This is a genomic window from Gemmatimonadaceae bacterium, assembly GCA_019637445.1.
In the GTDB taxonomy this organism is placed as follows: Bacteria; Gemmatimonadota; Gemmatimonadetes; order Gemmatimonadales; family Gemmatimonadaceae; genus Pseudogemmatithrix.
This window is the reverse complement of sequence record JAHBVS010000001.1, coordinates 484,364-509,572: the sequence shown is the minus strand read 5'-3', so window position 1 is coordinate 509,572 and position 25,209 is coordinate 484,364. Positions and strand designations below refer to the sequence as shown.

Annotated in this window: 18 protein-coding genes; 14 read left to right on the top strand and 4 right to left on the bottom strand. The window is 68.7% G+C overall.

Features of this window, described 5'->3' with window-relative positions; genetic code table 11:
- The first annotated feature begins 46 nt into the window (after positions 1–46).
- Genes nhaC through KF709_02315 form a run of 4 tightly spaced genes read left to right on the top strand, consistent with a single transcriptional unit; the run spans position 47 to position 4,433 of the window.
- On the top strand, positions 47–1,546 hold the full coding sequence (gene nhaC / locus KF709_02330; protein MBX3173217.1) for a Na+/H+ antiporter NhaC: 1,500 nt from the start codon (positions 47–49) through the stop codon (positions 1,544–1,546).
- Positions 1,543–2,367, top strand: coding sequence for a glycosyltransferase (locus KF709_02325; protein MBX3173216.1), 825 nt, complete (start codon positions 1,543–1,545; stop codon positions 2,365–2,367). The genes nhaC and KF709_02325 overlap by 4 nt, the downstream gene beginning before the upstream one ends.
- Before the next feature lies 1 nt (position 2,368).
- Positions 2,369–3,238, top strand: coding sequence for a DUF4105 domain-containing protein (locus tag KF709_02320; protein ID MBX3173215.1), 870 nt, complete (start codon positions 2,369–2,371; stop codon positions 3,236–3,238).
- Positions 3,239–3,287: 49 nt separating this feature from the next.
- Positions 3,288–4,433: a hypothetical protein gene (locus KF709_02315; GenBank protein MBX3173214.1), complete on the top strand. Its 1,146-nt coding sequence runs from the start codon at positions 3,288–3,290 to the stop codon at positions 4,431–4,433.
- A gap of 77 nt (positions 4,434–4,510) precedes the next feature.
- On the opposite strand, the gene lepA is transcribed toward KF709_02315, so the two are convergent.
- Together lepA and KF709_02305 are read right to left on the bottom strand one after the other, a co-directional pair.
- Entirely contained in the window at positions 4,511–6,310 is a 1,800-nt protein-coding gene (gene lepA, locus KF709_02310) for a translation elongation factor 4 (protein MBX3173213.1), read from the bottom strand.
- An 80-nt stretch (positions 6,311–6,390) separates the two neighbouring features.
- Positions 6,391–7,611 carry a hypothetical protein gene (locus tag KF709_02305; GenBank protein MBX3173212.1) on the bottom strand — a complete coding sequence of 407 codons (1,221 nt, stop codon included), beginning with the start codon at positions 7,609–7,611 and terminating at the stop codon, positions 6,391–6,393.
- A 28-nt stretch (positions 7,612–7,639) separates the two neighbouring features.
- Between KF709_02305 and KF709_02300 the strand changes: the two genes are divergently transcribed.
- Genes KF709_02300 through pdxA form a run of 6 tightly spaced genes read left to right on the top strand, consistent with a single transcriptional unit; the run spans position 7,640 to position 17,391 of the window.
- A complete protein-coding gene (locus KF709_02300; GenBank protein ID MBX3173211.1) occupies positions 7,640–8,560 on the top strand; it encodes a DUF58 domain-containing protein in 921 nt (306 codons plus the stop codon).
- Positions 8,557–10,362 carry a BatA domain-containing protein gene (locus KF709_02295; GenBank protein ID MBX3173210.1) on the top strand — a complete coding sequence of 602 codons (1,806 nt, stop codon included), beginning with the start codon at positions 8,557–8,559 and terminating at the stop codon, positions 10,360–10,362. Before KF709_02300 ends, KF709_02295 begins: the two co-directional genes overlap by 4 nt.
- Entirely contained in the window at positions 10,362–13,670 is a 3,309-nt protein-coding gene (mfd, locus tag KF709_02290) for a transcription-repair coupling factor (GenBank protein MBX3173209.1), read from the top strand. The genes KF709_02295 and mfd overlap by 1 nt, the downstream gene beginning before the upstream one ends.
- Before the next feature lie 26 nt (positions 13,671–13,696).
- The gene (locus KF709_02285) at positions 13,697–15,145 is read left to right on the top strand and encodes a peptidylprolyl isomerase (protein MBX3173208.1); all 1,449 of its coding nucleotides are present in this window, start codon (positions 13,697–13,699) and stop codon (positions 15,143–15,145) included.
- Positions 15,146–15,148: 3 nt separating this feature from the next.
- A complete protein-coding gene (locus KF709_02280; GenBank protein ID MBX3173207.1) occupies positions 15,149–16,459 on the top strand; it encodes a peptidylprolyl isomerase in 1,311 nt (436 codons plus the stop codon).
- Entirely contained in the window at positions 16,456–17,391 is a 936-nt protein-coding gene (gene pdxA, locus KF709_02275; GenBank protein ID MBX3173206.1) for a 4-hydroxythreonine-4-phosphate dehydrogenase PdxA, read from the top strand. Before KF709_02280 ends, pdxA begins: the two co-directional genes overlap by 4 nt.
- On the opposite strand, the gene KF709_02270 is transcribed toward pdxA, so the two are convergent.
- Positions 17,357–18,670: an HlyC/CorC family transporter gene (locus KF709_02270; GenBank protein ID MBX3173205.1), complete on the bottom strand. Its 1,314-nt coding sequence runs from the start codon at positions 18,668–18,670 to the stop codon at positions 17,357–17,359. The two genes, pdxA and KF709_02270, sit on opposite strands and share 35 nt — an antisense overlap.
- Between KF709_02270 and KF709_02265 the strand changes: the two genes are divergently transcribed.
- The 4 genes from KF709_02265 (at position 18,651) to KF709_02250 (ending at position 23,609) form a co-directional block, all read left to right on the top strand.
- On the top strand, positions 18,651–19,706 hold the full coding sequence (locus tag KF709_02265) for a cation transporter (protein MBX3173204.1): 1,056 nt from the start codon (positions 18,651–18,653) through the stop codon (positions 19,704–19,706). The genes KF709_02270 and KF709_02265 overlap by 20 nt on opposite strands.
- A 338-nt stretch (positions 19,707–20,044) precedes the next feature.
- Positions 20,045–21,298: a type IV pilus twitching motility protein PilT gene (locus KF709_02260; protein MBX3173203.1), complete on the top strand. Its 1,254-nt coding sequence runs from the start codon at positions 20,045–20,047 to the stop codon at positions 21,296–21,298.
- 145 nt (positions 21,299–21,443) lie between these two features.
- Positions 21,444–23,279, top strand: coding sequence for a translational GTPase TypA (gene typA / locus KF709_02255; protein ID MBX3173202.1), 1,836 nt, complete (start codon positions 21,444–21,446; stop codon positions 23,277–23,279).
- A gap of 36 nt (positions 23,280–23,315) precedes the next feature.
- Positions 23,316–23,609 carry a hypothetical protein gene (locus tag KF709_02250; protein ID MBX3173201.1) on the top strand — a complete coding sequence of 98 codons (294 nt, stop codon included), beginning with the start codon at positions 23,316–23,318 and terminating at the stop codon, positions 23,607–23,609.
- 64 nt (positions 23,610–23,673) lie between these two features.
- Here KF709_02250 and pap read toward each other — a convergent pair whose 3' ends face one another.
- Complete coding sequence (gene pap / locus KF709_02245; protein ID MBX3173200.1) at positions 23,674–25,161, bottom strand: polyphosphate:AMP phosphotransferase; 1,488 nt, start codon at positions 25,159–25,161, stop codon at positions 23,674–23,676.
- Positions 25,162–25,209 lie beyond the last annotated feature (48 nt).

Here is a 25,209-nt window from a genome sequence, read left to right as displayed (position 1 = left end):
TCCGCTTGCGTGCCGACGGCGGGCGCGAACACCTTTCGCCGCGACAATGCCAGCTACCGACAAGCGCGCGCCGAATCTCGGCCAGGCCCTCATCCCCGTCGTCGTCCTGGTCGCCCTCCTGGCGACCTCCGTATTCCTATACGGAGACGGATCCTCCACTGGCCCGAATCAGATTGCGCTGCTGCTGGCCGCCATGGTCGCCGCGGTGCTCGGCGCGCGCAACGGATACCAGTGGCGCGAGATGCAGGATGGCATCGTCCACGGCATCTCGCTGGCGATGGGGGCCTTGCTGATCCTCCTCGTCGTCGGCGCGCTCATCGGCACCTGGATCCTCGCCGGCACCGTGCCGTCGATGATCTACTACGGATTGGGCATCCTGAGTCCGCGCTGGTTCTATGCGGCCGCGGCCATCATCTGTGCCGTGGTCGCGCTCGCCACCGGCAGCTCGTGGACGACCGCCGGTACGATCGGTGTCGCGCTCATCGGTGTCGCCACGGCGCAGGGCCTGAACCTCGGTCTCGCGGCAGGTGCCATCATCTCCGGCGCGTACTTCGGCGACAAGATGTCGCCGCTCTCGGACACCACGAACCTCGCGCCAGCGATGGCCGGCAGCGACCTGTTCACGCACATCCGGCACATGGTCTGGACGACGGCGCCGAGCATCGTGCTGGCCGTGCTGATCTTCGCGGGCCTCGGCTTGATGGGCGGCCCGGCGGCCGATGCGCCCGAGATCGCAACCATCCGCGCGCAGATCGCGGCGCAGTTCAACGTCGGTCTGCTGCCGCTGCTGCCGCTCGTGTTGGTGATCGGGCTCGTCTTGCGCAAGGTGCCGGCGCTGCCGGCCCTGATGATCGGCGCGCTGACCGGCGGCGCGTTCGCCGTGCTCTTCCAGCAGACGGCGGTGCTGCGCTTTGCGGCAGCCGCCGAGCTGCCGACGGCTGTCGCCCTGCTCAAGGGCGCCTGGACCGCAATGTTCGACGGCTACGTCTCGCAGAGCGGGAACGCGGCACTCGACGAGCTCCTCACGCGCGGTGGGATGTCGTCGATGCTCAACACGATGTGGCTCATCATCACGGCGATGTCCTTTGGCGCCGTAATGGAGACCACGCAGATGCTGCAGCGGATCGCCGCCACGATCCTTGGCGCGGTGCGAGGTACCGGCTCGCTGATCCTCGCCACGCTCGGTACGAGCATCGGGATGAACGTGCTGGCCTCGGACCAGTACATCGCCATCGTGCTGCCGGGCCGGATGTTCCGCGCCGAGTTCCGACGCCGAGGGCTGCGGGCCGAGAATCTCTCGCGTTCGTTGGAGGACGCCGGCACGCTGACCTCACCGCTGGTCCCCTGGAACACCTGTGGCGCCTTCATGGCCACGACCCTTGGTGTGGCGACGATGGCCTATGCGCCCTACGCGTTCTTCAACCTGTTGAACCCGCTGGTGGCCGCTATCTACGGCTTCACGGGCTTCAGCATCCGGCAGATGTCCGAGGCGGAACGCGCCGAGGTGGCCGCCGAGGACGCCGCGGCGGCCAGCGCGACCGCGTGAAGCTCTCCGTCATCTTCAGCACCTACGAGCAGCCGGCGTGGTTGGAGAAGGTGCTGTGGGGGTTCGAGGCGCAGACGTACCGTGACTTCGAGGTCCTGATCGCGGACGACGGATCCTCGGCACCGACGCTGGACGTCATTGAGCGCGTGGCCCGGGCCGTACGGTATCCCATCACACACGTGCAGCAGCCGCACGACGGCTTCGGAAAGTGCCGGATCCTCAACAAGGCCATAGCGAAGGCGACGGGCGAGTACTGCTTCTTCACCGACGGCGATTGCATTCCGCGCTCGGACCTGCTGGCCGTACACGCGGCGAACGCGCGGCGTGGGCACTTCATCTCCGGCGGCTATCTCAAGCTGCCGATGGCGACGAGTCAGGCCATCACCAAGGATGACATCCTGGCGGGCCGCGCCACCGACTACGCCTGGTTGCGGGCCAACGGCACGCCCTGGTCCCGGCGTCTCGCGCGACTGCGCTGGGGGCCGCGGACGGCGGCGGCGCTCGACGCCATCACGCCGACGGGCGCAACCTTCAACGGCCACAACAGTTCGGCCTGGATGGATGATCTCGTCGCCGTGAACGGGTTTGACGAGCGCCTGCAGTGGGGCGGACTCGACCGCGAGATCGGCGAGCGGCTCGAGAATGCCGGGATCAGTGGGCGGCAGTTCAGGCATCGCGCGCTGGTCGTGCACCTCGACCATCCGCGCGGCTACAAGAACGCCGCGGGCATTGCGGCCAACCGCGCCATTCGCGATGAGGTCGCGGCCAAGAAGCTCACGCGTGCTGAGAAGGGACTGGACCAGTACCTGGGAGCGACCTGATATGTCGGACGACCGGCGAGGCAGCGAACGGCGCCTTGGGCGCGTGGCGCTGGTGACGGTGGCCGTGCTCGCCGTGGCCTGGCTCGCGTTGGTGCTGCTCGTCCGTCCGTCCAACGACCGCGACTGGTCCCCGGACATGGTGCGCCTGCCGGCCGCAGAGTTCCACGGCGACAGCGTCACCGTCACCAACGTCCGCAACAACCTCTACCGCAGCGTCGACGACTTCGACGTGCGCTGGGAGGATCGCCGCTACGACCTGCAGCGGCTGGAGAGCGTGTGGTTCGTGGTAGAGCCCTTCTCCGGTGTGCCGGGGCCGGCGCACACCTTCGTCACCTTCGGATTCGGCGATGGCGAGTTCGTGGGAATATCCGTCGAGTTGCGCCGCGAACGCGGCGAGCATTTCTCGCCGATCAAGGGCCTGCTGCGCCAGTACGAGCTGACGTACGTGGTCGCCGACGAGCGCGATCTCATCGGGCTGCGGGCCAACCATCGCCGCGACTCCGTCTACCTGTATCCGGTCCGCACGACGACGGAACGGATGCGCGCGCTGTTCACGGCGATGCTCACCAGGGCCAATGCGCTGGCGGCGCATCCGGAGTTCTACAACACGCTGACCAGTACCTGCACGACCAACATCGTCTCGCACATCAATGACATCGCGCCCCGGCGCGTGCCGCTGAGCTACAAGGTGTTGCTCCCGGCCTTCGCCGATGAACTCGCGTACGACATTGGCCTGCTGGACAGCGAGCTGCCCTTCGAGCAGATGCGCGCCGCGCACCGGATCAACCAGGCGGCAGCGGAGTTCGCGGACCGCCCGGACTTCTCCGTGGGGATCCGGCGCGGGTTGGCCGGCGGCAGCACCGGCGGGTAAGCTTGAGTCCGGGGGCAGCCTGCCCCCACCCCCACTCGGAGGCGTTGGCATGTACCACACGCATCGCAGCGTCCGGCTCGGACGACCGCCGTTCCTCATCGCCGCGCTGGCCGCTATCTGGGCGATGCCGCTCGCGGCCCAGCCCACGAACGCCCGCGCCGTCGAGCTCGGCCGCCGCGCCAGCGGCGTCATCCAGGTCAGCGATCCCCGCTGGGACGACCGCGGTGGCTTCCACTCGTATCGGCTCGAGGTGAAGGCCGGCGGACGCTACGACATCACGATGCGCTCCGACGATTTCGACGCCTACCTCTCGGTGGTGCAGTACGTCGGGGGGATGAGCGAGAAGCTCGTCACGGACGACGACAGCGGTGGCGACACCGACGCCAAGCTGCGCTTCCGCGCGCCGGCGGCCGGCACCTTTTACATCGTCGCGCAGTCGCTGGAGGCGGACGGGCTCGGCTCCTACAGCCTTGAGGTGGCCGAGGCGCCGCCCCCGGTGCCGGTCGTCGCGACGGAGCTGTCGATGGGCAAGGCGGTGGAAGGCAGCATCGGCAGCGGCAGCCCGATGCTCGAGGACGAGAACCCGCCGATTCCCTTTCAACTCTACACGTATCGCGGTTCGGGCGAGCGCGTGCGCATCTCGATGCGCTCGGGCGCCTTCGACACCTTCCTCCGCGTCACCCGCGTGACCGCCGATGGGGAGATCGAACTGGCGACCGACGATGACGGCGGCGGCGGCACGGATGCCTCGCTGGCGGTCGTCGCCGACGGCCGCATCAACATCTACGCGCGCCCCTTGGACGCCTCGGCCTCCGGCACCTTCTCGCTGTCGCTGGTCGACGCGCCGATGGCGAAGGTCATCACGCGCAGCATCACGGTGGGCCAGACGATCACGGGCGCGATCTCGCTCGACGACCCCGAGATGCCCGACGGCACGCACTTCCACGAGTACGCCATCTCCGGGACGGCCGGCCAGCGCATCCGGATCACGCTGCGCTCCGAGGACTTCGACGCCTTCCTGACCGGCTCGCGGCCCGGCACGACCTTCACCGCCGGCGACACGGACGACGATTCCGGCGGCGGCACGGACGCGCAGCTGGACCTCGCGATTCCCGAGAGCGGGACAATCCTCGTTCGCGCGCACACGCTGGGCACGGCGACTGGGAACTACACCTTGCAGGTCGTGGCGCGCTAGGCGCCGCATCTCGGAAGCAAGACGGGCGCGTCGCCACGGATTGTGGCGACGCGCCCGTTCGATTGTACGCTGCAGCGCTACTCGACCTGCAGTACCGCTAGGAAGGCTTCCTGCGGGATCTCCACGCTGCCGACCTGCTTCATCCGCTTCTTGCCTTCCTTCTGCTTCTCCAGGAGCTTGCGCTTGCGGCTAATGTCGCCGCCGTAGCACTTGGAGAGCACGTCCTTGCGCAGGGCCTTCACGGTGGAGCGCGCGATCACCTTCTGCCCGATCGCCGCTTGGATGGCCACCTCGAACAGCTGCCGCGGGATCAGGTCCTTGAGCTTGTCGGCGACCTTGCGGCCCCACTCATACGACTTGTCGCGGTGCACGATGACGCTGAAGGCGTCGATCGGATCGCCATTGATCAGCATGTCCAGCCGCACGAGGTCCGAGCGGCGGTAGCCGAGCATCTCATAGTCCAGCGAGGCGTAACCGCGGCTGATGGACTTGAGCTTGTCGAAGAAGTCGAGGATGATCTCGCCGAGCGGGAACTCCCAGTCGATCTCCACGCGGGTGGTGTCGATGTACGACATGCCCTTGTACTCGCCGCGGCGCTCGGTGCCCAGCGTCATGATCGGGCCGATGTAGTCGGTGGGGACCATGATGCGGGCCTTCACGTAGGGCTCCTCGACCCAGTCGATGACGCTGGGCGAGGGCATCAACGCCGGGTTCTCTACGAGCACCTTCTCGCCGTCCGTCTGGAAGACGTGGTACTCCACGCTCGGGACCGTCGTGACGAGGTCGAGGTCGAACTCGCGCTCGAGGCGTTCCTTGACGATCTCCATGTGCAGGAGGCCGAGGAAGCCGCAGCGGAAACCGAAGCCCAGCGCCGTCGAAGTCTCCGGCAGGTAGTTCAACGAGGCGTCGTTGAGCTGCAGCTTCTCGAGCGCGTCTCGCAGGTCTTCGTACTGCTGCGTGTCGGTCGGGAAAATGCCGGCGAACACGAAGGAGCGGACCGCCTGGTAGCCCGGGAGCGGCTCGCTGGCGGGATTGTCGGCGTCGAAGATCGTGTCGCCGGCACGGGTCTCCTTCACCGACTTCACGCTGGCCACGACGTAGCCGACCTCGCCCGAGGTGAGTTGCTTGGCGGGCACCTGGCGCAGCTGGTTGTAGCCGACCTCCAGCACTTCGTAGGTCTCGTCGGACACGCCGAAGGTGATGTTCATCCCCTTCTTGATGGCGCCATCCACCACGCGCACGGAGGGAATGGCTCCACGGTAGCGGTCGTAGTACGAGTCGTAGATGAGCGCGCGCAGTGGGCCGCTGGCGTTGCCCTTCGGCGGCGGCACCTTTGCTACGACGGCCTCGAGCAGTTCGGGGATGCCCAGGCCTTCCTTGGCGCTCACCAATAGCACGTCCTCGGGATCGCAGCCGATCAGGTCCACCACTTCCTGGCGCCGCCGCTCCGGCTCGGCGCCCGGCAGGTCGATCTTGTTGAGGATCGGGATGATCTCGAGTCCCGCGTCCATCGCCAGGAACAGATTCGAGAGCGTCTGCGCCTGGATGCCCTGTGACGCGTCCACGACGAGGATGGCGCCCTCGCAGGCGGCCAGCGAACGCGAGACTTCATAGGTGAAGTCCACGTGCCCCGGCGTGTCGATCAGGTTGAGCTCGTAGGTGACGCCGTCCTTGGCGTCGTAGGACATGCGGACGGCGTTGAGCTTGATCGTGATGCCGCGCTCGCGCTCGAGGTCCAGCGTGTCGAGCACCTGGGCCTTCATTTCCCGCTTCTGCAGCATGCCCGTGGCCTCGATGAGGCGATCGGCCAGGGTGGATTTCCCGTGGTCGATGTGGGCGACGATGCAGAAGTTGCGGATGAGGGACGGCGCGGTCACGGCGGGTGGAGCGGAGGTGGGGCCAACTGCGGCTAGCCTTGAAAGCTAGCGGAGCAGAGGGGCCGCTCCAACGGGGCGGGTTAGCGCTGCCGGATGGCGAACACCCGGATCAGCGGCCGCCCGTCCTCGTCCTCCAGCCGTACGGCGACGCGGTCGCGGCCCCAGGCGGCCCAGACGCCTTCGTTTGGCCAGTCGCGGCGCGAGAGTCTGACCGTGTCCTGCCAGCGTCCGTCGCGCGAGAACACGTCGAACTGCACGACCGACGTGTCAGCGGTCGGCACCTGCAGCCAGCGCCGGCCCATCTTGTCCACGGCGACGTTGGTATAGGCCGGCTGCTGGTCGGGAATGAGGCTCGCGTCGAAGGCCTTGCGATAGGTGGCCTCGTCGGGTCCGCCCTGCCGCCCATTGGCGAGCTGCCGCGCAATGCGGTCTTCCACGATCCGCTGCTTCTCGTTGCTCGCGACCGGTACTGGCGTGTAGCTACGCCCAAAGATGGCGACCGTGTCCCGGCCGTCCGTCGTCTCGCGCAGGCTGTACTCGCCGCTCCATCCGGTCAGCAGCGTCCCCGTGGGGTCCACCTCGTAGTACGCGCGCGGCTGCAGGGGGATCACCATCATCATCTGCAGGTCGCTCCCGGACCGGATTTCCCAGTACGGCTGCTCGGGCAGGTCCTTGCGCTCATAGGCGAAGACCGTGTCGATGACGTCGCGCGTCACGCCAACGCGAAAGAATCCCTGGCGATGCCGGAACGTCGTGTCCGGGGCCTGCGAGATGCTGCGGACCCAGGCGCGCCCCTCGGCGTCGACGCCAAACGAGGACCAATAGCAGCACCCGGTGCGCACGCTGTTGAGATAGCTGCCGCTGCGCCACAGCACCCGCGAGAGTCGCGCGACCTCAGGATCCTGCACCAGCAGTGTGTCGCCGCGCACGGCAATGAAGGCGACCTCGTACTCATTCGGCCCCTGTCCGCGACGGCCGATGCTGCGCTGAAAGCCACCGGTCGGTCCGAACACCTTGATGTGGCCCGCCCCGGACTCGCTCACCAGCACCGAGCCGTCGTCGGCCACGGCGAGTCCGCGCGGGTTCATCAGCTCGGTGGAGTCATCAACCGGCGGCTGAATGTCCAGCAGGTGCTCGAGCGTGACGCTGCCGGGTGCGGTGGGGGCCGAGCTCATCGTTCGGACCGCCCCGTTGGCCAGGGTGTCCACAGTGACCGCGGCAACCGTCGCATCGCGACCGCCGCAGGCGGCGGCCACCATCAACAGCAGTACGGTGACGAAGTTCGTAGATGCACGTGGCATCCCCCAACCTACTAGTTTTTCCCGACTGATGGCCGCACCACCAACGGACCGCCTCCGGCCCGACCTGATGGATCCCCAGACCCTCGCGGCGCTCGGACGCCTCGAGGTCATTTCCCGTTGGCTGGTCGACGGGATGCTCAACGGCCTGCATCGCTCGCCGCGCAAGGGATTCTCCGTGGAGTTCGCCGAGCATCGCCCCTACCAGCCGGGCGATGACCTGCGCTTCATGGACTGGAAGGTCGCGGCCCGCGCCGATCGCTGGCTGATCAAGCAGTTCGAGGAGGAGACCAACCTCCGCGCCACCATCGTGCTCGACGTCTCGCGCTCGATGGAATGGCGCTCGGCCGACAGCCTGCTCACCAAGCGCAAGTACGCCGAGCAACTCGTGGCGGCGTTCTCGCTGTTGCTGATCCGTCAGCGGGATGCGGTCGGCATCATCCGCTTCGACGACGAGATCCGCTCCGTGGTGAAGCCGGCCTCACGCACGGTCCAGTGGAAGCGCATCCTCGGCGCGATCGCCGAGCCCGGCGCGGGCCTGGGCTCCGACGCCGGTGGTGCGCTGCGGCAGGCGGCCACGCTCGTGAAGCGGCGCGGGATGGTCGTGTTGGTGTCCGACCTGCTAATGGAACCCGAGGAAGTGGATGCCGCCGTGCGTGTCTTGCGCGCGCAGGGGAACGACGTGACCGTGCTGCACATCATCGATCCGGCGGAGCGGCACTTCACGATGCCCGTTGGTGAGGCGCTGTTCGTGGATCCGGAGCAGGGCGCGTCGCTTGCCGCGACGCCGGCCGAGGTCCGGGAGGCCTACGCGGCCACGGTCGTTGAAGCGATGGACGAGTGGCGCGCATTGTTCGCCGCCTCCGGCGCGTTCTACGAACCGATCCAGACGGACCAGCCCTTCGGCGTGCCCTTGCGGCGCGCCTTCGCCAAGCGCCAGCGGCTGCCGTGAGTTTCCTCGCGCCTTGGGCGCTGCTGATGGCCGCCGCGGCGGCCGTGCCGCTGCTGCTGCATCTCCTACGCCGCCGCACGGGAACGCGCGTGGAGTTCCCCGCCGTGCGCTACCTGTTGCGCGCCGAGAAGGAGCACGCGCGCGAGGTGCGGCTTCGCAACTTCCTGCTGATGATGTTGCGCGTCGCCATCGTGCTCGCGGTGGCAATGGCAATGGCGCGACCGATCGGCGTCTTCCCGGGCGTCGGCCATCCGCCCACGGCCGTGGCGCTCGTCGTCGACAACTCGCTGTCGTCGGCGGCAGCGGGCGCCGACGGACCGGCGCTCACGAGGCTCATCGACGCGGCGCGCGCGGTGCTCGCCAGCGCGGGCTCGGCGGACGCGGTCACCTTGGTCACAGCGGACGGCGAGGCCTCCACGGGCGCGCCCGAAGAGTTGCAACGGATGCTCGATGCGCTGCGCCCTCTCGACGGAGCCGGTGATGTCGCCGCAGCCTTGGATCGCGCGCGCACAGTGCTCGCCGCCAGCGAGCAGCCGGAGCGACGGCTCGTGCTGCTGACCGACGCCCAGGCCAGCCAGTGGCGCGACATCCCGCTGGGCGACGCGACGGTGTTTGCGCTTCCCGCCAGCACAACGACGAACCGCGCCATCGCGCGTGTCGAGGTCGAGCCGCCCTTCTGGAATCCGCGCGGCACGGTGCGTGCCACCCTGCGCGGCGACTCCGCATCGTGGCGACTCGTGCTCGACGGCCGCTCGATGGCCCGAGGCACCGCCTCGCCGGCAGCCCCGATCGTCGCCCGCGTGCAGCCGGGTGGTCGTGGCTGGATGGCGGGGGCAATCGAGCTCGAACCCGACGAACTGCGGCTCGATGACGTGCGACACTTCGCCGTGCACGTCGGTGAGCCGCCCGCGCTGACGGTGGACGGCGCCAGCGGCGCTTTCGTGCGCGGCGCAATGGACGCGCTGGTCGATGCCGGTCGCGCGCGCCGCGGCAGCGGCATCTTCGTCGGCAGCGCCGAGCGCGCGCAGCGGCCGGGACTGCTCTTCGCGCCCAGCGACCCCCTGCGGGTCGCGGATGCGAACCGGGCGCTGGAACGCGCCGGAATCCCCTGGCGATTCGGTGCCCGACAGCAGGGCTCCGCCCCGCTGCGCGGCGCTGGCGTGGACGGCGCGTCGGCGCGCACCTGGTACGCATTGCAGCTGGCGACCGGGGCCGCGGCGGCGGAACGCGCCGACACCTTGGCGCGTACATCCGGCGCGGCCTGGGCAGTCGCCGGCAATGGGTACGTCCTGATTGCCTCGCCCGCCGATGATGCCGCCACCGACCTTCCTGTGCGCGCGGCCTTCGTCCCGTGGTTGGACGCGCTGATCGCCGAGCGGCTGTCGTCGGCGGCGGGAATCGTGACCGAGGTAGTGCCCGGACAGCGCGTAACCGTGCCCTCGGGCGTGGATGCACTGGAGGCGCCGGATGGCACGACGCGCGTGCTGCGCGCCGGCGCCTCGATCCGCGCGCCGTGGGCTGCGGGTGTGCACTTCTGGCGCCGGGGTGAGCAGCGTGCCGGCGCGCTGGTCGTGAATCCCGACGCGGCGGAGTCCGATCTCGCGACGCTCACGCCGGACTCGTTGGCGGCGAGTACAGGCGCCGCCCGCATCGTGGAACTGCCGGAGCGGCTCGCACAGGAGACGTTCTCTGCAGGCGGACGGCGCGCCTTGGCCACGCCGCTGCTGTTGCTGGCCCTCGGCCTGCTGGTCGCAGAGTCCTGGATTGCGCGCCGCGCGCGCACGAGCAGCGCGACGGCCTGATGGCGCTGCCGATCCTGATGGAGCGCATTGCGGCGCTCAGTGCATTCACGCGTCTCGCGTCGACGCTCCCCAAGAGCTCGGGCTTCCAAGCCGTCGGTGGCTTGGTCGGCTCCGCCGATGCCGTGTTGGTCGCGGCATTGGCCGAGCGCGAGGAGAACCGCCTGTTCGTGGTGGTGGCGGACCAACTGCCCGAGGCCGAGCGCTGGCACGCGGACCTGCAGTCGGTGTTTGGCAGCGACGGCGTGGCCCTGTATCCGCCGCGCGAAGGCTTCGGCGAGGTCGAACCGCACGCGGAAGTCGCGGGCGAGCGCGTGGAGACCATCGAGGCGTTGGCGAAGGGCAGCGTCCGCATCCTGCTCACCACGGCGCGCGCGGTGCAGGAACGTACGCGGCTGCCGCGTGCGCTGGCCGATGCACGCCTCGAGCTGGCCAAGGGCGACGAGCGACGCCTCGAGGACTTGATGGGCCATCTCGAGGACGTCGGCTTCGAGCGCGTCCCGCTGGTGGAGGATGTGGCGCAGTACTCGGTGCGCGGCGGCATCCTCGATGTGTACGGCTTCGGGATGCGCGAGCCTGTGCGCCTCGAGTTCTGGGGTGACGAGCTCGTCGAACTCCGTGGCTTCGACATCGCCACCCAACGCAGCACGGCGCCGATGGACCGCGCGGTCATCCTGCCCGTGGAAGTGCACGGCGACGACGCCGACGTGAAGTTCGCGCGCGCGACGATCGCCGAGCTGTTTCCGCCGGGCACTCTGGTGGTGCTGCCGCAGGGGACGCAGTTGCGCGAGGAGCTGGACCGCACTTGGAGCGAGGCGCAGCACCATCTCGAGCTGGCGCGCCGACGCGGCGAGGACGCCGCGCCACGGCAGGAGCTGTTCCAGGAACCGGGGACGGCCGAAGGACAACTGCGCGCGCTGCCGCGGCTGGAGATCATCGCCGCCGCGGACGACGATCCGCGCGCCGTCGTGTTCCCGATGCGGAAGCCGGAGCCGGTCGAGCGCGACATGGCGCGACTCGGCAGCATCGTGCGGGACGGCACGCCGACGCTGATTCTCTGCGACAACAGCGGGCAGGCCGAGCGTCTCGAGGAGTTGCTCGAAGGCGCCCGAGGCGGCGGCGACACGCGCGCGCTGCTCACGCTCGCCATCGGCGTGCTTGCCGGCGGCTTCCTACTGCCGCCGCGCGGCCGCGAAGGCCTTCGCGTCCTCACGGACCACGAGATCTTCCGTCGCGAGCGGCGCATCCGTCGCGCACGCCGCTATGCCACCGGTGCAGCCCTCGAACACGTCACCGCGCTCAAGCCCGGCGACTTCGTGGTGCACCTCGAGCATGGCGTCGGCATCTACCGCGGCATGACCACGGTGGAGCACGGCGAAGCCAAGCTCGAGGTCGCGGTCATCGAATACGAGGGCGGTGACCGGCTCAACGTGCCGCTGTACCGACTCGACCAGATCGAGCGCTATCGTGCCGCCGGTGACGAGTCCGACGACAACCCGCCGCCCAAGCTTCACAAGCTCGGTGCCAAGCGCTGGGCTGCCCAGCGCGACAAGACGCGCTCGGCGCTGCGCGAGATGACCGCCGAGCTCCTCGACCTCTACGCGCGCCGCACCATCACCAGCCGCGCCGCGCACCATCCCGACGGCGCCTGGCAGAGACAGTTGGAGAGCTCGTTCCTGTTCGAGGACACGCCCGACCAGCGGACGGCCACGGAGCAGGTGAAGGGCGATATGGAAGGCGCGAAGCCGATGGATCGCGTGCTCGTCGGCGACGTCGGCTACGGCAAGACGGAGATCGCCGTGCGTGCGGCGTTCAAGGCGGTGCAGAGCGGACGACAGGTCGCGGTGCTCGTCCCGACCACGGTGCTCGCCGAACAGCACGCGCGCACGTTCGGCGACCGCTTCGCCGACTTCCCGGTGCGTGTGGCCGTGATGAGCCGCTTCCAGACCGCCAAGGAGCAGGCAGCCGCGCTCAAGGAACTTGCCGAAGGCAAGGTTGATGTCGTGATCGGCACGCACCGGCTGCTCAGCGCGGACGTGGTGTTCAAGCAGCTGGGCCTGATCATCGTGGACGAGGAGCACCGCTTCGGGGTGAAGCACAAGGAGCGCCTCAAGCAGCTGCGGCTGGAAACCGACGTGCTCACGCTCACCGCGACGCCGATCCCTCGCACCTTGCACCAGTCGCTGGCCGGGCTCCGCGACCTCACGCTGATGCAGACGCCGCCGCGCGACCGCTCCCCGGTGCTCACCTTCCTCGAGCCCTGGGACGACGCGCTGATCGACGAGGGCATCAACCGCGAGCTGGACCGCGGCGGGCAGGTGTTCTTCGTGCACAACCGCATCGAGACCATCCTCGCGGTGGCCGACCACATCCAGCGCATCGTGCCGCGCGCCAAGGTGGCCGTGGGCCACGGGCAGATGAAGGAGCGCGAGCTCGAGGATGTGATGCGCCGCTTCGTGGCCGGCGAGATCGATGTGCTGGTCTCGACGCTGATCGTCGAGAGCGGCATCGACGTGCCGAACGCGAACACGATGTTCGTGGACCGCGCGGACCGCCTGGGCCTGGCGCAGCTCTACCAGCTGCGCGGCCGCGTGGGCCGCTCGCACCGTCGCGCCTACTGCTACCTGATGGTCCCCGACCATGTGGACGAGGACGCCGAGCGCCGGCTTCGCGTGCTGGAGCACCACACGGAGCTCGGAGCGGGCTACCGCGTGGCCCTCAAGGACATGGAGATGCGCGGGGCGGGGAACCTGCTCGGCCCTGAACAGTCGGGCTTCGTGCACACGGTGGGCTTCGACCTTTACCTCCGCATGCTGGACGAGACCGTGGCCCGGATGAAGCGGGGCGACGACGCCCCGCCGCCCCCGCCAGCCGACGTCACGCTGGACCAGCCGCACTACCTGCCCGACGACTACATCGAGAGCCAGGCCATCAAACTGGATCTCTACCGTCGCCTGGGCGCCGCCCGGGGCGCCGAGGACGTGGACCAGCTCCGCTCGGAGATCCGCGACCGCTTCGGCCCCCTCCCGGCGCCGGTGGAGGCCTACCTCACCGTGGCCAAGCTCCGGCTCCTCGGGGCCCCACTGGGGGTAGAGGCCATGCTGGTGCGTGGAGAGGAGGCTCGCATTAATTTCCGCGCTGACGCCGTCCCGCGGCTCAAGCCGCTCGCGGCCGCCTTCCGGGACGTGCAGTTCCAGGTGGACGTCCGCCGGGTGCAGCCGCTCTCGCTCAAACTGACGAGGCTCGGCGGGTCCCCATTGCTGGACGGAATCGTCCGGGCACTGCGCAGCATCGTTCCCGAATCCAAGTAGTTGCTTTCTTCCCCCTTCAGGTCCCCATGACTCGCCTTCGTACTTCGCTGCTCGCCACCCTCGTGCTCGCCATCGGGGCGTGCGGCGCCTTCAAGGACGCGATGACCGCGCACGTCGATGTTGTGGCGCGTGCTGGCAACCAGGAACTCTCGGTCTCCGAGCTGGCCCAGCTGATGGCCAACTCCGAGGTGCCGCTGCGCCCGGACGTCGCCCGCACCATCGCCCAGATCTGGACCAACTACCAGTTGCTCGGCCAGGCCGGCGCCGCCGGCGACACGCTGGGCACGGTCGCCCTCGCCGACATGGGTATGTGGTCCGCGATCGCGCAGCTGCGCACGCGCAAGTACTACGAGATGGTCTCCAAGGACTGGCCGCAGCCGGACTCGACCCAGTTCGAAGCGGCCTACAACGCCGGCGACGGACTCCTGGCCGCGGCGCACATCCTGCTCGCCAAGCAGCCGGAGGGCTTCGGTACGACGGCGAACGACTCCATCCGTCGCGAGGCCGAGCGCCTTGCCACGCAGGTGACCAGCGCCAACTTCGCGCGCCTTGCCCAGCAGCGTTCGCAGGACCCGGGCTCCAAGGACCGCGGCGGCGACTACGGCGTGTTCCCGCGCGGCCAGATGGTGCCGGAGTTCGACCAGGGCATCATGTCGGTGCAGCCCGGTGCGATCACCGGCGTCATCGAGACGCAGTACGGCTACCACATCATCCGCCGGCACACCTACGCCGAGGTGAAGGCCGACTTCGACGAGGCCTACGCCGGCAACATGGCGCAGCGCGCCGAGAGCACCTTCTTCGAGACGCTGGAGAAGGACGTGAATGTGCAGGTGCGCGAGAGCGCGCCGAAGCTGGTCAAGGCGATCGCCGAGGACGTGGACACCTACCGCGGCGACAAGAGCGTGGTCGCGACCTCGCGCCGCGGCAACCTGACCGCCGGCCGCGTGGCCCAGTGGATGGCGGCCTTCCCGCCGCAGTCGCAGATGCGTGGCCAGGTGCTCTCTGCCCCGGACACGATCATCCCGATCTTCGTGAAGAACCTGATGCGCAGCGAGCTGCTGCTGAAGGCGGCGGACTCGGTGAACATCACGCTGGACTCGACGGAGGCCGCGGACGTGCGCGCGGCGTTCTGGGGCGGCGTGATGCGCGTGATGACGGGCCTGCAGCTGGCTCCGTCGCAGCTGGCCGAGGCCGGAGAGGACCGCGCCGCGCGCGAGAAGCTTGCCGCCGAGCGCGTGAACACCTACCTCGGCAGCCTGCTGCGCAACGAGGGTGAGTATGTGGAAGTGCCGGAGCAGGTGGCGCTGGTGCTGCGCGACAAGTTTGAGAGCCGCGTGGTGACGGCAGGCCTCGACAAGGCTTTGGCCGAGGCAACGCGTCTGCGGTCGGTCGCGGACTCGACGGCACGCGCCGCCGAGCCCTCCTCGGCCGTTCCGGTGCCGGCACCGGCCGCGCCGCCGGCGGGTAACCCGTAAGTGATGCTGCGCACCCTGGTTGTTGCCGGTCTCCTGGCCGTTCTCGCCGCCCCCGTGGCGGCGCAGGACGGCCTGCGGCTTGTGGACGTGGATCGCGTGGTGGCCGTGGTGGCCAGCAAGCCCATCCTGATGAGCGAGGTGCTCGAGCGCGTGAACCTCGCGCGCGCGCAGGGCCTGCAGGTGCCGCGCGACTCGGCCGGCCAGATGGCGGTGGCGCGCCAGATCCTCGGCCAGTTGGTGGATGAGGAAGTCCTCATCGCCGTGGCGAACGAGTACAAGTTGACCGTGCCCGAGCAGGATGTGTCGGCACAGGTGGACCAGGGCGTGCAGCGCGTGCGGGCGCAGTTCGCGTCCGAGACGGAGTATCGCGAGGCCCTGCGTCGCGAGGGCTTCGGCACCCCCGAGGAGTATCGCCGCCGCAGCATTGAGCAGGCGCAGCGGGACCAGTTGCAGACCAAGGCCTTGGACACGCTGCGCGCGCTGGGGCGACTCGCCCCGGTGAACGTGACCGAGCGAGAGGTGCAAGAAGCCTTTGATCGCTTCAAGTCGCAGCTGGGCACCCGGCCGGCGATGGTGTCGTTCCGCCAGATCGTGACCACGGCGAAGCCCAGCGAGGCGAATCGCGAGCGGGCCCGGCAGTTGGCGGACTCCCTTCGCCAGGCGCTGAATGCCGGTGCGGACTTTGATTCCGTGGCACGCGCGTATTCTGCCGATGGCTCCGCTTCCATTGGAGGCGACCTGGGCTGGAAGCGGCGCGGCGACCTCGTGGTCGAGTTCGAGCAGATGATCTTCGCCCTGGTGCCGGGGCGCATCTCGCCGGTGGTCGAGACCGTGTATGGCTTCCACGTGATCCGCGTGGACCGGGTGCGCCCGGGCGAGGTGCGCTCGCGCCACGTGCTCATCACGCCGAAGATGGAGCCGGCCGACGGCGAAAAGGCCAAGGCCAGGGCCGACACGGTGCTCACGCTCTGGCGCTCGGGAACGCCCTACGACACGCTCGTCGCGCGCTACCACGACATGAACGAGGAGCGGGTGATCCCGGACGGCATCCCGGTCGACTCGTTGCCGGTCGAGTACCGCCTGGCGCTGCGGGACAAGCCGTCGGGGGCCTTCACCGAGGTGTTCGGCCTGCCGGACCCGGGCACGGGCCTGCGCAAGTTCGCGGTGGCGCAGGTGATGGAGGCCAAGCCGGCCGGTGAGTGGACGCTCGATGAGTATCAGGAGCGCGTGCGGCGACAGCTGAAGGAGGAGAAGTCCACGCGCCGCACGCTCGATATCCTGCGCCGCGAGTACTACGTGGACATTCGATTGTGACACGGCCACGGCTCGCGGTCACGCTGGGCGACCCGCGGGGCATCGGGCCGGAGATTGTACGTGCGGCGCTCGCCGACCCCGAGGTCGCGGGCGCCGCTGACTATGTGGTTGTGGGGCCGGGCGGCACGAGCTGCCCGGTGCAGAACGAGATCGGGAGTTGGGATGGCGGCCTGGGTCGAGGCGACCCAGCGGGCGCGGCGGCGGCGGGTGCTCTGGCCGGCAAGGCCATCGAGCGTGCCGTGACACTGGCGCAGCAAGGCGCGGTGCAGGGCATCGTCACCGCGCCGATCGACAAGTCAGCGCTGCACGCGGCTGGCTACGACGATCCCGGCCATACCGAGATGCTGGAGCGGCTGACCGGCTCGCCCACGGCAATGATGCTGGCCTCGCCGCGCCTTCGCGTCGTGCTCGCTACCACGCATCTGCCGCTCCGCGACGTGCCGCAGGCCTTGGACGCGGCGGCCATCACGCGGGCCGCGCAGCTCACTCACGATGGACTGCGCACGTGGTTCGGCATCGCCGCGCCGCGCCTCGCGCTCTGCGCGCTGAATCCGCACGCCGGCGACGGCGGCCGCTTCGGCGACGAGGACGAGCGCCTGCTCGCACCTGCCGCGCGCGCGGCGGGCATTGCCGGTCCGTTCCCCGCCGACACGGTGTTCGTGCGTGCCCTGCGCGGCGAGTTCGACGCAGTGATTGCGCCGTACCACGACGTGGGAATGACGGCCATCAAGGTGGCCAGCTTCGGCGAGGCGGTAAACGTCACGCTGGGGCTGCCGTTCCCGCGCACGTCACCGGATCACGGTACGGCGCTGGACATCGCCGGGACGGGTCGCGCGGACGCCGGCTCGATGCGTCACGCCCTCTTGATGGCCGCAGGCATCGCCCAGCGGCTGGCGCTCAGCCCTCCGACGGCGCCACCGGCTGCACGCTGAGCGCGCGGATGCGCCGGCCGTCCATCTCCAACACCGTGAACTGTGCGCCCGCCCCCGTGGCCTTGTCGCCCGAGACGGGCAGCCGGCCCAACAGCCCGAACACGTAGCCGCCGACGGTCGTGTAGTCCTCGTCGGGAATCGTCAGACCCAGCTCTTCGTTGATCTCGCCGATGTTCGCGTCGCCGCGAATGACGCGCGTGCCGTCAGCGGTCTGCGTCTTGAAGCTCGTCGTGAGCGGGTCGTCGTACTCGTCCAGGATCTCGCCGACGATCTCCTCCAGCAGGTCCTCCATCGTGACCATGCCGGCCGTGCCGCCGAACTCGTCGAGCACGATCGCGAGATGCTCCTTGCGGCGCTTGAAGTCGGAGAGCACTTCCTCGACCTCGCGTGAACCGGGCACCACGTGCACCGTGCGGACGATCTGCTGCAGCGTGAAGTCCGCCGGGGGCTTCCGGAGGATGCGCAGCAGGTCCTTGCTGTGCACCATCCCCACGATGTCGTCGAGCGTTTCGCGGTACACTGGATAGCGCGAGAAGCCCGCTTCGACCACCTCGGCGACGGCCTCGTCCAGCGTGGCCTCGAGCGGAATGGCCACGATCTTGGTCCGGGGCGTCATCACCTCGCGGGCGTTCTTCTCGGAGAACTGAAAGACACCACCCAGAATCTCGGCGTCCGAGACGGGCAGGGCGCCGCCCTCTGAGGCCCGCTCGACCAGCAGGCGGATCTCCTCGGGCGAGTGCGGCGCCTCCTCCTCGGACACCTCGTGCTGCCCGAAGGCGCGTAGCAGGAGGTTCGAGCTGCCGTTGAGCAGCCAGATGAAGGGCCAGGTGACCCAGGTGAACGCGAGGATGGGCGGCGCCAGCCACTTGGCGAAGTGCTCGGGATAGTTGAGCGACAGCGCGCGCGGCGCGAGCTCGCCGAACACCACGTGCAGGTAGGTCACGATGGTGATCGCGACCGCCGCGCCGATGCCGATGCGCACGGCCGGCTCCAGCGGCAGCGGCAGGCCCTCGAACCAACCCTCGAGGAAATGGCCCAGCGCCCCCTCTGCCACCCAGCCTAGGCCCAATGAGGCCAGCGTAATCCCCAACTGGCCAGCGGAGAGGACTCGGGTGAGATTACGACGGGAGGTCGCGGTCAGCGCGAAGCGGGCGAACTGGTCGCCACCGCGGACCATGGCCTCGAGGCGCGACCGCCGCGCCCGGACGAGGGCGAACTCCACCGCCACGAAAAAGGCATTGAGGGCCAGCAGGGCGACGATGGCTAGCAAGCGCGACATCACCGAAAGGTACGACGACTGCCAAATCAGTCGCCAGCCGGAGCCCCCGATTGGGGGCGCCGTCGCGCACGGCCATTCGCACGACCACGCCGAAGGGCCGGGGCACGACCACGCGGGGCACGACGCCCACGGCGGGCACCACGCGCACGTCCACACCCAGTCCACGCGGCGGCTGGCCTGGGCCTGCGGCATCACGGCGGCCTTCGTGGTGGCCGAGGTGGTGGGCGGCTGGATCTCGAACTCGGTGGCCCTGCTGGCCGATGCCGGCCATATGCTCACCGACGTCGGCGCGCTGGCCCTCTCGCTGTTCGTGGCCTGGTTCAGCCGGCAGCCGGCCACGCCGAAGCGCACCTATGGCTACCTCCGCTGGGAGATCCTCGCGGCGCTGATCAACGGCGCGGTGCTGTTGGTGCTCTCCTTCGGAATCCTCTGGGAGGCCTTCCGCCGGTTGGCCAACCCGGAGCCGGTGGAGAGTGGTCTGATGCTGGGCATCGCCGTCGGCGGCCTGCTCGTCAATGCGCTCAGCGCTTGGCTGCTGCACGCCAGCGCCGACGCCAGCCTCAACCTCCGCGGTGCCTATCTGCACGTCCTGTCGGACCTGTTGGGGTCCGTGGCCGTGATCATCGCCGCGCTGGCCGTGCGCTGGTTCGGCTGGCTGCAGGCGGATTCCGTGGCCTCAATCGTCGTGACGGTGTTGATCGTGCGTGGCGCCTGGCGGCTGGTGCGCGAGGCGGTGGACGTGCTGCTCGAGAGCACACCGGCCCACGTGGATGTGGAGGCGCTGCGCGGCGCCCTGCTCGATGTGCGCGGCGTGAAGACCGTGCACGACCTGCACGTGTGGACCCTGACCTCCGGTGTCGTGGCGATGAGTGCGCACGCCATCGCCCCCGACGGCGACCACCAGCGGGTGCTGGAGGAGCTGCACGGGGCCGTGGCCCGATTTGGCATCCAGCACACGACCATCCAGCTTGAAGGGGAGCCGCTCGCCGCCTGCTGCGAACCGCTCGCCAGTTCCCTCACCCCGGTGCACTCCTGATGGCGCAACTCGACCGCCTCCTCTCCGTGATGGTCTCCAACCGCGCCGACGAGCTGATCCTCGCCGAGGGCGCGGCTGCGGTGCTGATGGTCGACTCGCAGGAACGGCCGGTGACCAAGCCGCTCTCGGGCGCGCAGATCGTCGCCTTGCTCAAGGAGATCGCCCCGGCCGCGTCGGCGCAGGCGCTGGACGCCAAGCAGCCGACGAAGTTCCGCTACTCCAGCGAAGACAGCGTCTTCGCGGTGCGCGCGATGCTGCAGGGCGAGAAGCTCTCCGTGAACGTGCAGGTCGACGCGGAGGGTGAGTTCCAGCGCTCGACCGGGATGTTCACCCGCGTGATGGTGCCGGACGAACCGCCGGTGACGGCGGACCAGGTGCCGAACGTGAAGACGGCCGCAGCCGACCCGTCGTCGTCGAAGGAAGCGATGGAGAAGCTGCTGCGCCTGCTGGTGGAGCAGGGGGCCAGCGACCTGCACATGCGGGTGGGCGAGCCGCCGATCCTGCGGCGCAGCGGCGAGATGCAGCGTGTGGAGGGCCAGCCGAAGCTCGACCCTGAGACGATGCAGGCGCTGTTGCACGCCATTATGCCGGAGCGGAACTCGAAGGAGTTTGGCGAGACCAACGACACGGACTTCGCCTACGAGATCAGCGGCCTGGCGCGCTTTCGCGCGAACGTGCTGCGCGATCGCAAGGGCGTGGCGGCGGTCTTCCGTGTCATCCCCAGCACGATCGTCACGGCCGAGCAGCTGGGCATCTCACAGGAAGTGCAGAACCTCTGCTACCTGACCAAGGGATTGGTGCTGGTCACGGGCCCCACGGGCTCGGGCAAGTCCACGACGCTCTGCGGCCTGGTGGACCTCGTAAATCGCTCACGGTCGGACCACGTGATCACGATCGAGGACCCGATCGAGTTCGTGCACGAGAACAAGAACTGCATCATCACGCAGCGGCAGGTGGGGGTGCACACGGGCTCGTTCAAGAGCGCGTTGCGCGCGGCGCTGCGCGAGGACCCAGACATCATCCTGGTCGGTGAGCTGCGCGACTTGGAGACGGTCGCCATCGCCATCGAGACGGCCGAGACGGGACACCTGGTGTTCGGCACGCTGCACACGACCACGGCGGCCAGCACCATCGACCGGTTGATCGACCAGTTCCCGGCCGACCGGCAGGAGCAGGTGCGCACGATGCTCTCGGAGTCGCTCAAGGGTGTGGTCTCGCAGGTGCTCTGCAAGAAGATCGGCGGCGGGCGCGTGGCGGCGCGGGAGATTCTGCTTGTCACGCCGGCGATCTCCAACCTGATCCGCGAAGGCAAGACCTTCCAGATCCCGAGCATGATGCAGACGTCCAAGCGGCTCGGCATGATCACGATGAACGACACGCTGCTGGAGCTGGTGGAGAGCAAGCAGGTGGAGCCGAAGGAGGCCTACATGAAGTCGGTGGACAAGGGCTCCTTCGTGAATCAGCTCAAGGCCAAGGGTTTCGATACCAGCTTCGTGGAGGGGGATCCGACCAATGCGCCGGCGGGAGGTGCGGGAGGGGCGGCTGGGGCGGCCAAGCCCGGGATGGCGAAGCCGGGGGCGGGGCGGAGATAGGACGGAGGACGGAGGACGGAGGACGGCGGAGGGAGGAGGGAGGAGGGAGGAGGGAAGTGGTAAGTCGTGAGTTGTAAGTCATGAGTGAAAAACGGGGGGACCCCCCCCCACTTTGCGGAGCCTTGCTCCGCTATATTGCAGGGCTATGCAGATTCGCAACATCGCCATCATCGCGCACGTGGACCACGGGAAGACGACCCTCGTGGACCAGATGCTCCGGCAAGCCGGGGCCTTTCGCGCCAATCAGGTCGTCGCCGAGCGTGTGATGGACTCCAACCCGCTCGAGCGTGAGCGGGGCATCACGATCCTCGCCAAGAACACGTCCGTCCGCTGGGGCGAGACCAAGCTCAACATCGTCGACACGCCAGGCCACGCCGACTTCGGCGGCGAGGTCGAGCGCATCCTGCGCATGGTGGACGGCGTGCTGCTCGTGGTGGACGCCTTTGACGGGCCGATGCCGCAGACGCGCTTCGTGCTGCGGAAGGCACTAGCCTTGGGCCGCACCGTCATCGTGTGCATCAACAAGATCGACCGCCCCGGCGCCGATCCGATGCGCGTGCACGAGGAAGTGCTGGATCTCTTGATCGAGCTCGAGGCCAACGAGGCGCAGTTGGACGCGCCGGTGGTGTACGCGTCCGGACGCGACGGTACGTCCACCATGTCGATGGACACGCCGGCGGTGGACTTGAAGCCGCTGTTCGAGACCATCGTCAAGCACGTGCCGCAGCCGCCGACGGAAACCGCGGCGCCGTTCCAGATGCTGGTGTCGACCATCGACCACTCCAACTACCTCGGCCGCCTCGCCATCGGGCGCATCGAGCGCGGGACGGTGAACGTCGGTGATACGGTGACCCTGCTACCGGTAGACCACAGCACCAAGGGCGCGCCGGGCCGTGTGACCAAGCTGTTCGGCTACGAGGGACTCGAGAAGGTCGAGGTGCCTTCGGCGTCGGCGGGCGAGATCGTCGCGCTGGCGGGCTTCGAGCACGTCGAGATCGGCCTGACCATCACGGATCCTGAGCACCAGGACCGGCTGGAAGGCATCGCGGTGGAGGAGCCCACCATCTCGGTGGACTTCCTCATCAACAACTCCCCCTTCGCGGGCCAGGACGGCAAGTTCGTCACCTCGCGACAGGTGAAGGAGCGGCTGGAGCGTGAGCTCGAGCGCAATGTGGCGCTGCGCGTGGAGGAGACGGATTCCACGGACACCTGGACCGTCTCCGGTCGCGGCGAACTGCATCTCTCCATCCTGATGGAGACCATGCGCCGCGAGGGCTTCGAGTTCCAGGTCTCGCGGCCGCGCGTGATCACGCACATCGGCGAGAAGGGCGAGAAGCTCGAGCCCTACGAGGAACTGGCCATCGACGTGCCCGAGGAGTTCATGGGCACGGTCATCGAAAAGCTGGGGCCCCGCAAGGCGTCCATGATCGAAATGAAGAACCCTGGACAGGGTCTCGTGCGCCTGGTCTACAAGATTCCGGCGCGCGGATTGTTCGGGTACCGCTCGGAGTTCCTCACCGACACGCGTGGCACGGGCATCCTGCACCACCGGTTCCTGGAGTATGGGCCTTGGGCGGGCACGCTGGGCGGCCGCGACCGCGGCGTGCTGGTGTCGATGGAGCAGGGTACAATCATCGCCTTCGCCTTGGGCAACCTGCAGGAGCGGTCGACACTCTTCGTGAAGCCGGGTGACGAGGTCTACGAGGGCATGATCGTCGGCGAGAATTCACGCCCGGGCGATATGGACGTCAACCCGACGAAGGAAAAGAAGCTCACCAACATGCGCTCCAAGAGTGCGGACGACGCCATCCAGCTCGAGCCGCCGCGCCTGTTGACGTTGGAAGGTGCGCTGGAGTATATCGAGGACGACGAGCTGATCGAGGTCACGCCGTCGGCGATTCGCCTGCGCAAGCGGATGCTCAAGATGAGCGACCGCAAGCGCACGAACCGCGAAGCGAAGAAGGAACGGGCCGGCGTCTAGCCGGCCCGTAGGCATCTCACCGGGAGAATCAGGACAATGCGGGGCAGCGTGATGTCGCCATGGACACTCGAGGCGACGGACGACGAAGAAGACCTCGATGGCTTTGACGGCGACCTCGACGAGGACGACGAGGACGACGATCTGGACGACGACGATGACGACCTCGACGACGGGGACGACAGCGACGACGATTATGACGATGACGACGATTTCGACGACGACGATGACGATGACGACGACGATCTCGACGACGATTTGATCGACCTGGACGACGAGTACGACGACCAGGACGAGGACGACCGCCCGCATCCCGGGCGTTTCGACGAATAGCGCGCCGCGGCAGCCTGCCGCGATCAGCGATGCCATACGAAGGGGGCGCCTCGCGGCGCCCCCTTCAGCGTCTCAGCGCTTCCTCCAACCGTCCGACGATGGTCCGCAGGATGCTGATCCGCGCGTGGCGCTTGTCGTTCGCGGCCACGAGCGTCCACGGCGCCGATGGCGGCGAGCAGCGCGCGAGCATCTCCTCCACGGCTTCCAGGTAGGCCGGATACTTCTCGCGGTTCCGCCAATCCTCGTCCGTGATCTTGTGGCGCTTCCAGGCCACGCGTTGACGTTCGCGGAAGCGGCGCAGCTGTTCCTCGGGACTGACCTGCAGCCAGAACTTGGCCAGTGTCGCGCCGTGGCCGGTGAGCTGTGACTCGAAGTCGTTGATCTCCCCGTAGGAGCGGTCCCACTCGGGGACGGAGGCGAAGCCTTCCACGCGCTCGACCAGCACGCGGCCGTACCACGAGCGATCGAACAAGACCAGCGATCCGTCGCGAGGGACGTGTCGCCAGAAGCGCCAGAGATAGTGCTGCCGCCGCTCCTCGTCCGTCGGCGCGGCGATGCCGACCACGCGGTAGAGGCGCGGGTCCATGGCCTGCGTGACGCGGCGGATGGCGCTGCCCTTTCCTGCGGCGTCCCATCCCTCGAACACGAGCACCGTCGCGTGGCGGGCCTCGCGGGCCTGCCAGGCCAGCGTGCTCAAGCGGCCTTGCAGGTCTGCGAGCTCACGCTCATAGGTCGCCTTGGCCAGTTTGCGGGCGCCGTCCAGCGAGTCGAGTCGCGACGCAGCGGGGGTGTAGTCGCGGGTTGACGCCACCGCGGCCTTTCGCGTCTTCGCCGCCGCGGCCTTGCTGCTGCGCCTCGGACGGGAGGCCTGCAGTGCAGCGAGCAACGCCTTGCCGGCCGTGACCTCCCGGTAGCGTCGGTCGCGGGCGTCGAGCACCGTCCACGGCGCCTCCCGGCTGTGCGTGCGCTGCAGCGCGTGCTCGGAGACCTCGCGGAATCGCTTGTAGAGCTTGAAGTGCTTCCAGTCGTCCGGCCCCAGTCGGTCGGCGGCCTCCAACTCCTCCAGCCGCTTCTTCTGCTCGGCCTTGGCGAGGTGCAACCAGAGCTTCACCAGCCGCGTGCCGCCGTCCGTGAGCATGCGTTCGAAGCGCTGGATGCGCTCGAGCGCGGCCTCGAAGCTGCGGCGCTTGCGCTGCTTGTACACGCGCTCGATGATCGGCCGCGTGTACCAGGAGCCGAAGAGGATGCCCACCCGCCCGCGGCCCGGCATTGCCCGCCAGTAACGCCACATCTCGGGCCTGGCCCGCTCCTCGTCGGTGAGCTCCCAGAAGGCGTGGGTCTCCACGCCACGTGGGTCAAGCCACTCGTTCAGCTGGTGCACGAGGTCGCCCTTGCCGGCACCGTCCACGCCGGAGACGATGACGATCACCGACTCCTTCGACTCCCGGAGTCCGAAGTGCGCCGACAGGAGGGCGGAGCGCAGCGAGGGGACCAGCTCGTCGTAGCGCTCGTCGGGGATGCGGTGCTCGCGGCGTTCCGCGCTGGTGAACATCAGGAGGGGCCTCGGGGCTGTGGGGCTGGCCCGACGATACGACGTGGA

Excerpts from the sequence above, each read along its gene's own strand:
- nhaC (MBX3173217.1), top strand. The coding sequence starts at position 47 with ATGCCAGCTACCGACAAGCGCGCGCCGAATCTCGGCCAGGCCCTCATC.
- KF709_02320 (MBX3173215.1), top strand. The coding sequence starts at position 2,369 with ATGTCGGACGACCGGCGAGGCAGCGAACGGCGCCTTGGGCGCGTGGCG.
- KF709_02315 (MBX3173214.1), top strand. The coding sequence starts at position 3,288 with ATGTACCACACGCATCGCAGCGTCCGGCTCGGACGACCGCCGTTCCTC.
- KF709_02305 (MBX3173212.1), bottom strand. The coding sequence starts at position 7,611 with ATGCCACGTGCATCTACGAACTTCGTCACCGTACTGCTGTTGATGGTG.
- KF709_02300 (MBX3173211.1), top strand. The coding sequence starts at position 7,640 with ATGGCCGCACCACCAACGGACCGCCTCCGGCCCGACCTGATGGATCCC.
- mfd (MBX3173209.1), top strand. The coding sequence starts at position 10,362 with ATGGCGCTGCCGATCCTGATGGAGCGCATTGCGGCGCTCAGTGCATTC.
- KF709_02285 (MBX3173208.1), top strand. The coding sequence starts at position 13,697 with ATGACTCGCCTTCGTACTTCGCTGCTCGCCACCCTCGTGCTCGCCATC.
- KF709_02280 (MBX3173207.1), top strand. The coding sequence starts at position 15,149 with ATGCTGCGCACCCTGGTTGTTGCCGGTCTCCTGGCCGTTCTCGCCGCC.
- KF709_02265 (MBX3173204.1), top strand. The coding sequence starts at position 18,651 with ATGGCTAGCAAGCGCGACATCACCGAAAGGTACGACGACTGCCAAATC.
- KF709_02270 (MBX3173205.1), bottom strand. The coding sequence starts at position 18,670 with ATGTCGCGCTTGCTAGCCATCGTCGCCCTGCTGGCCCTCAATGCCTTT.
- KF709_02260 (MBX3173203.1), top strand. The coding sequence starts at position 20,045 with ATGGTGCCGGACGAACCGCCGGTGACGGCGGACCAGGTGCCGAACGTG.
- typA (MBX3173202.1), top strand. The coding sequence starts at position 21,444 with ATGCAGATTCGCAACATCGCCATCATCGCGCACGTGGACCACGGGAAG.
- KF709_02250 (MBX3173201.1), top strand. The coding sequence starts at position 23,316 with ATGCGGGGCAGCGTGATGTCGCCATGGACACTCGAGGCGACGGACGAC.
- pap (MBX3173200.1), bottom strand. The coding sequence starts at position 25,161 with ATGTTCACCAGCGCGGAACGCCGCGAGCACCGCATCCCCGACGAGCGC.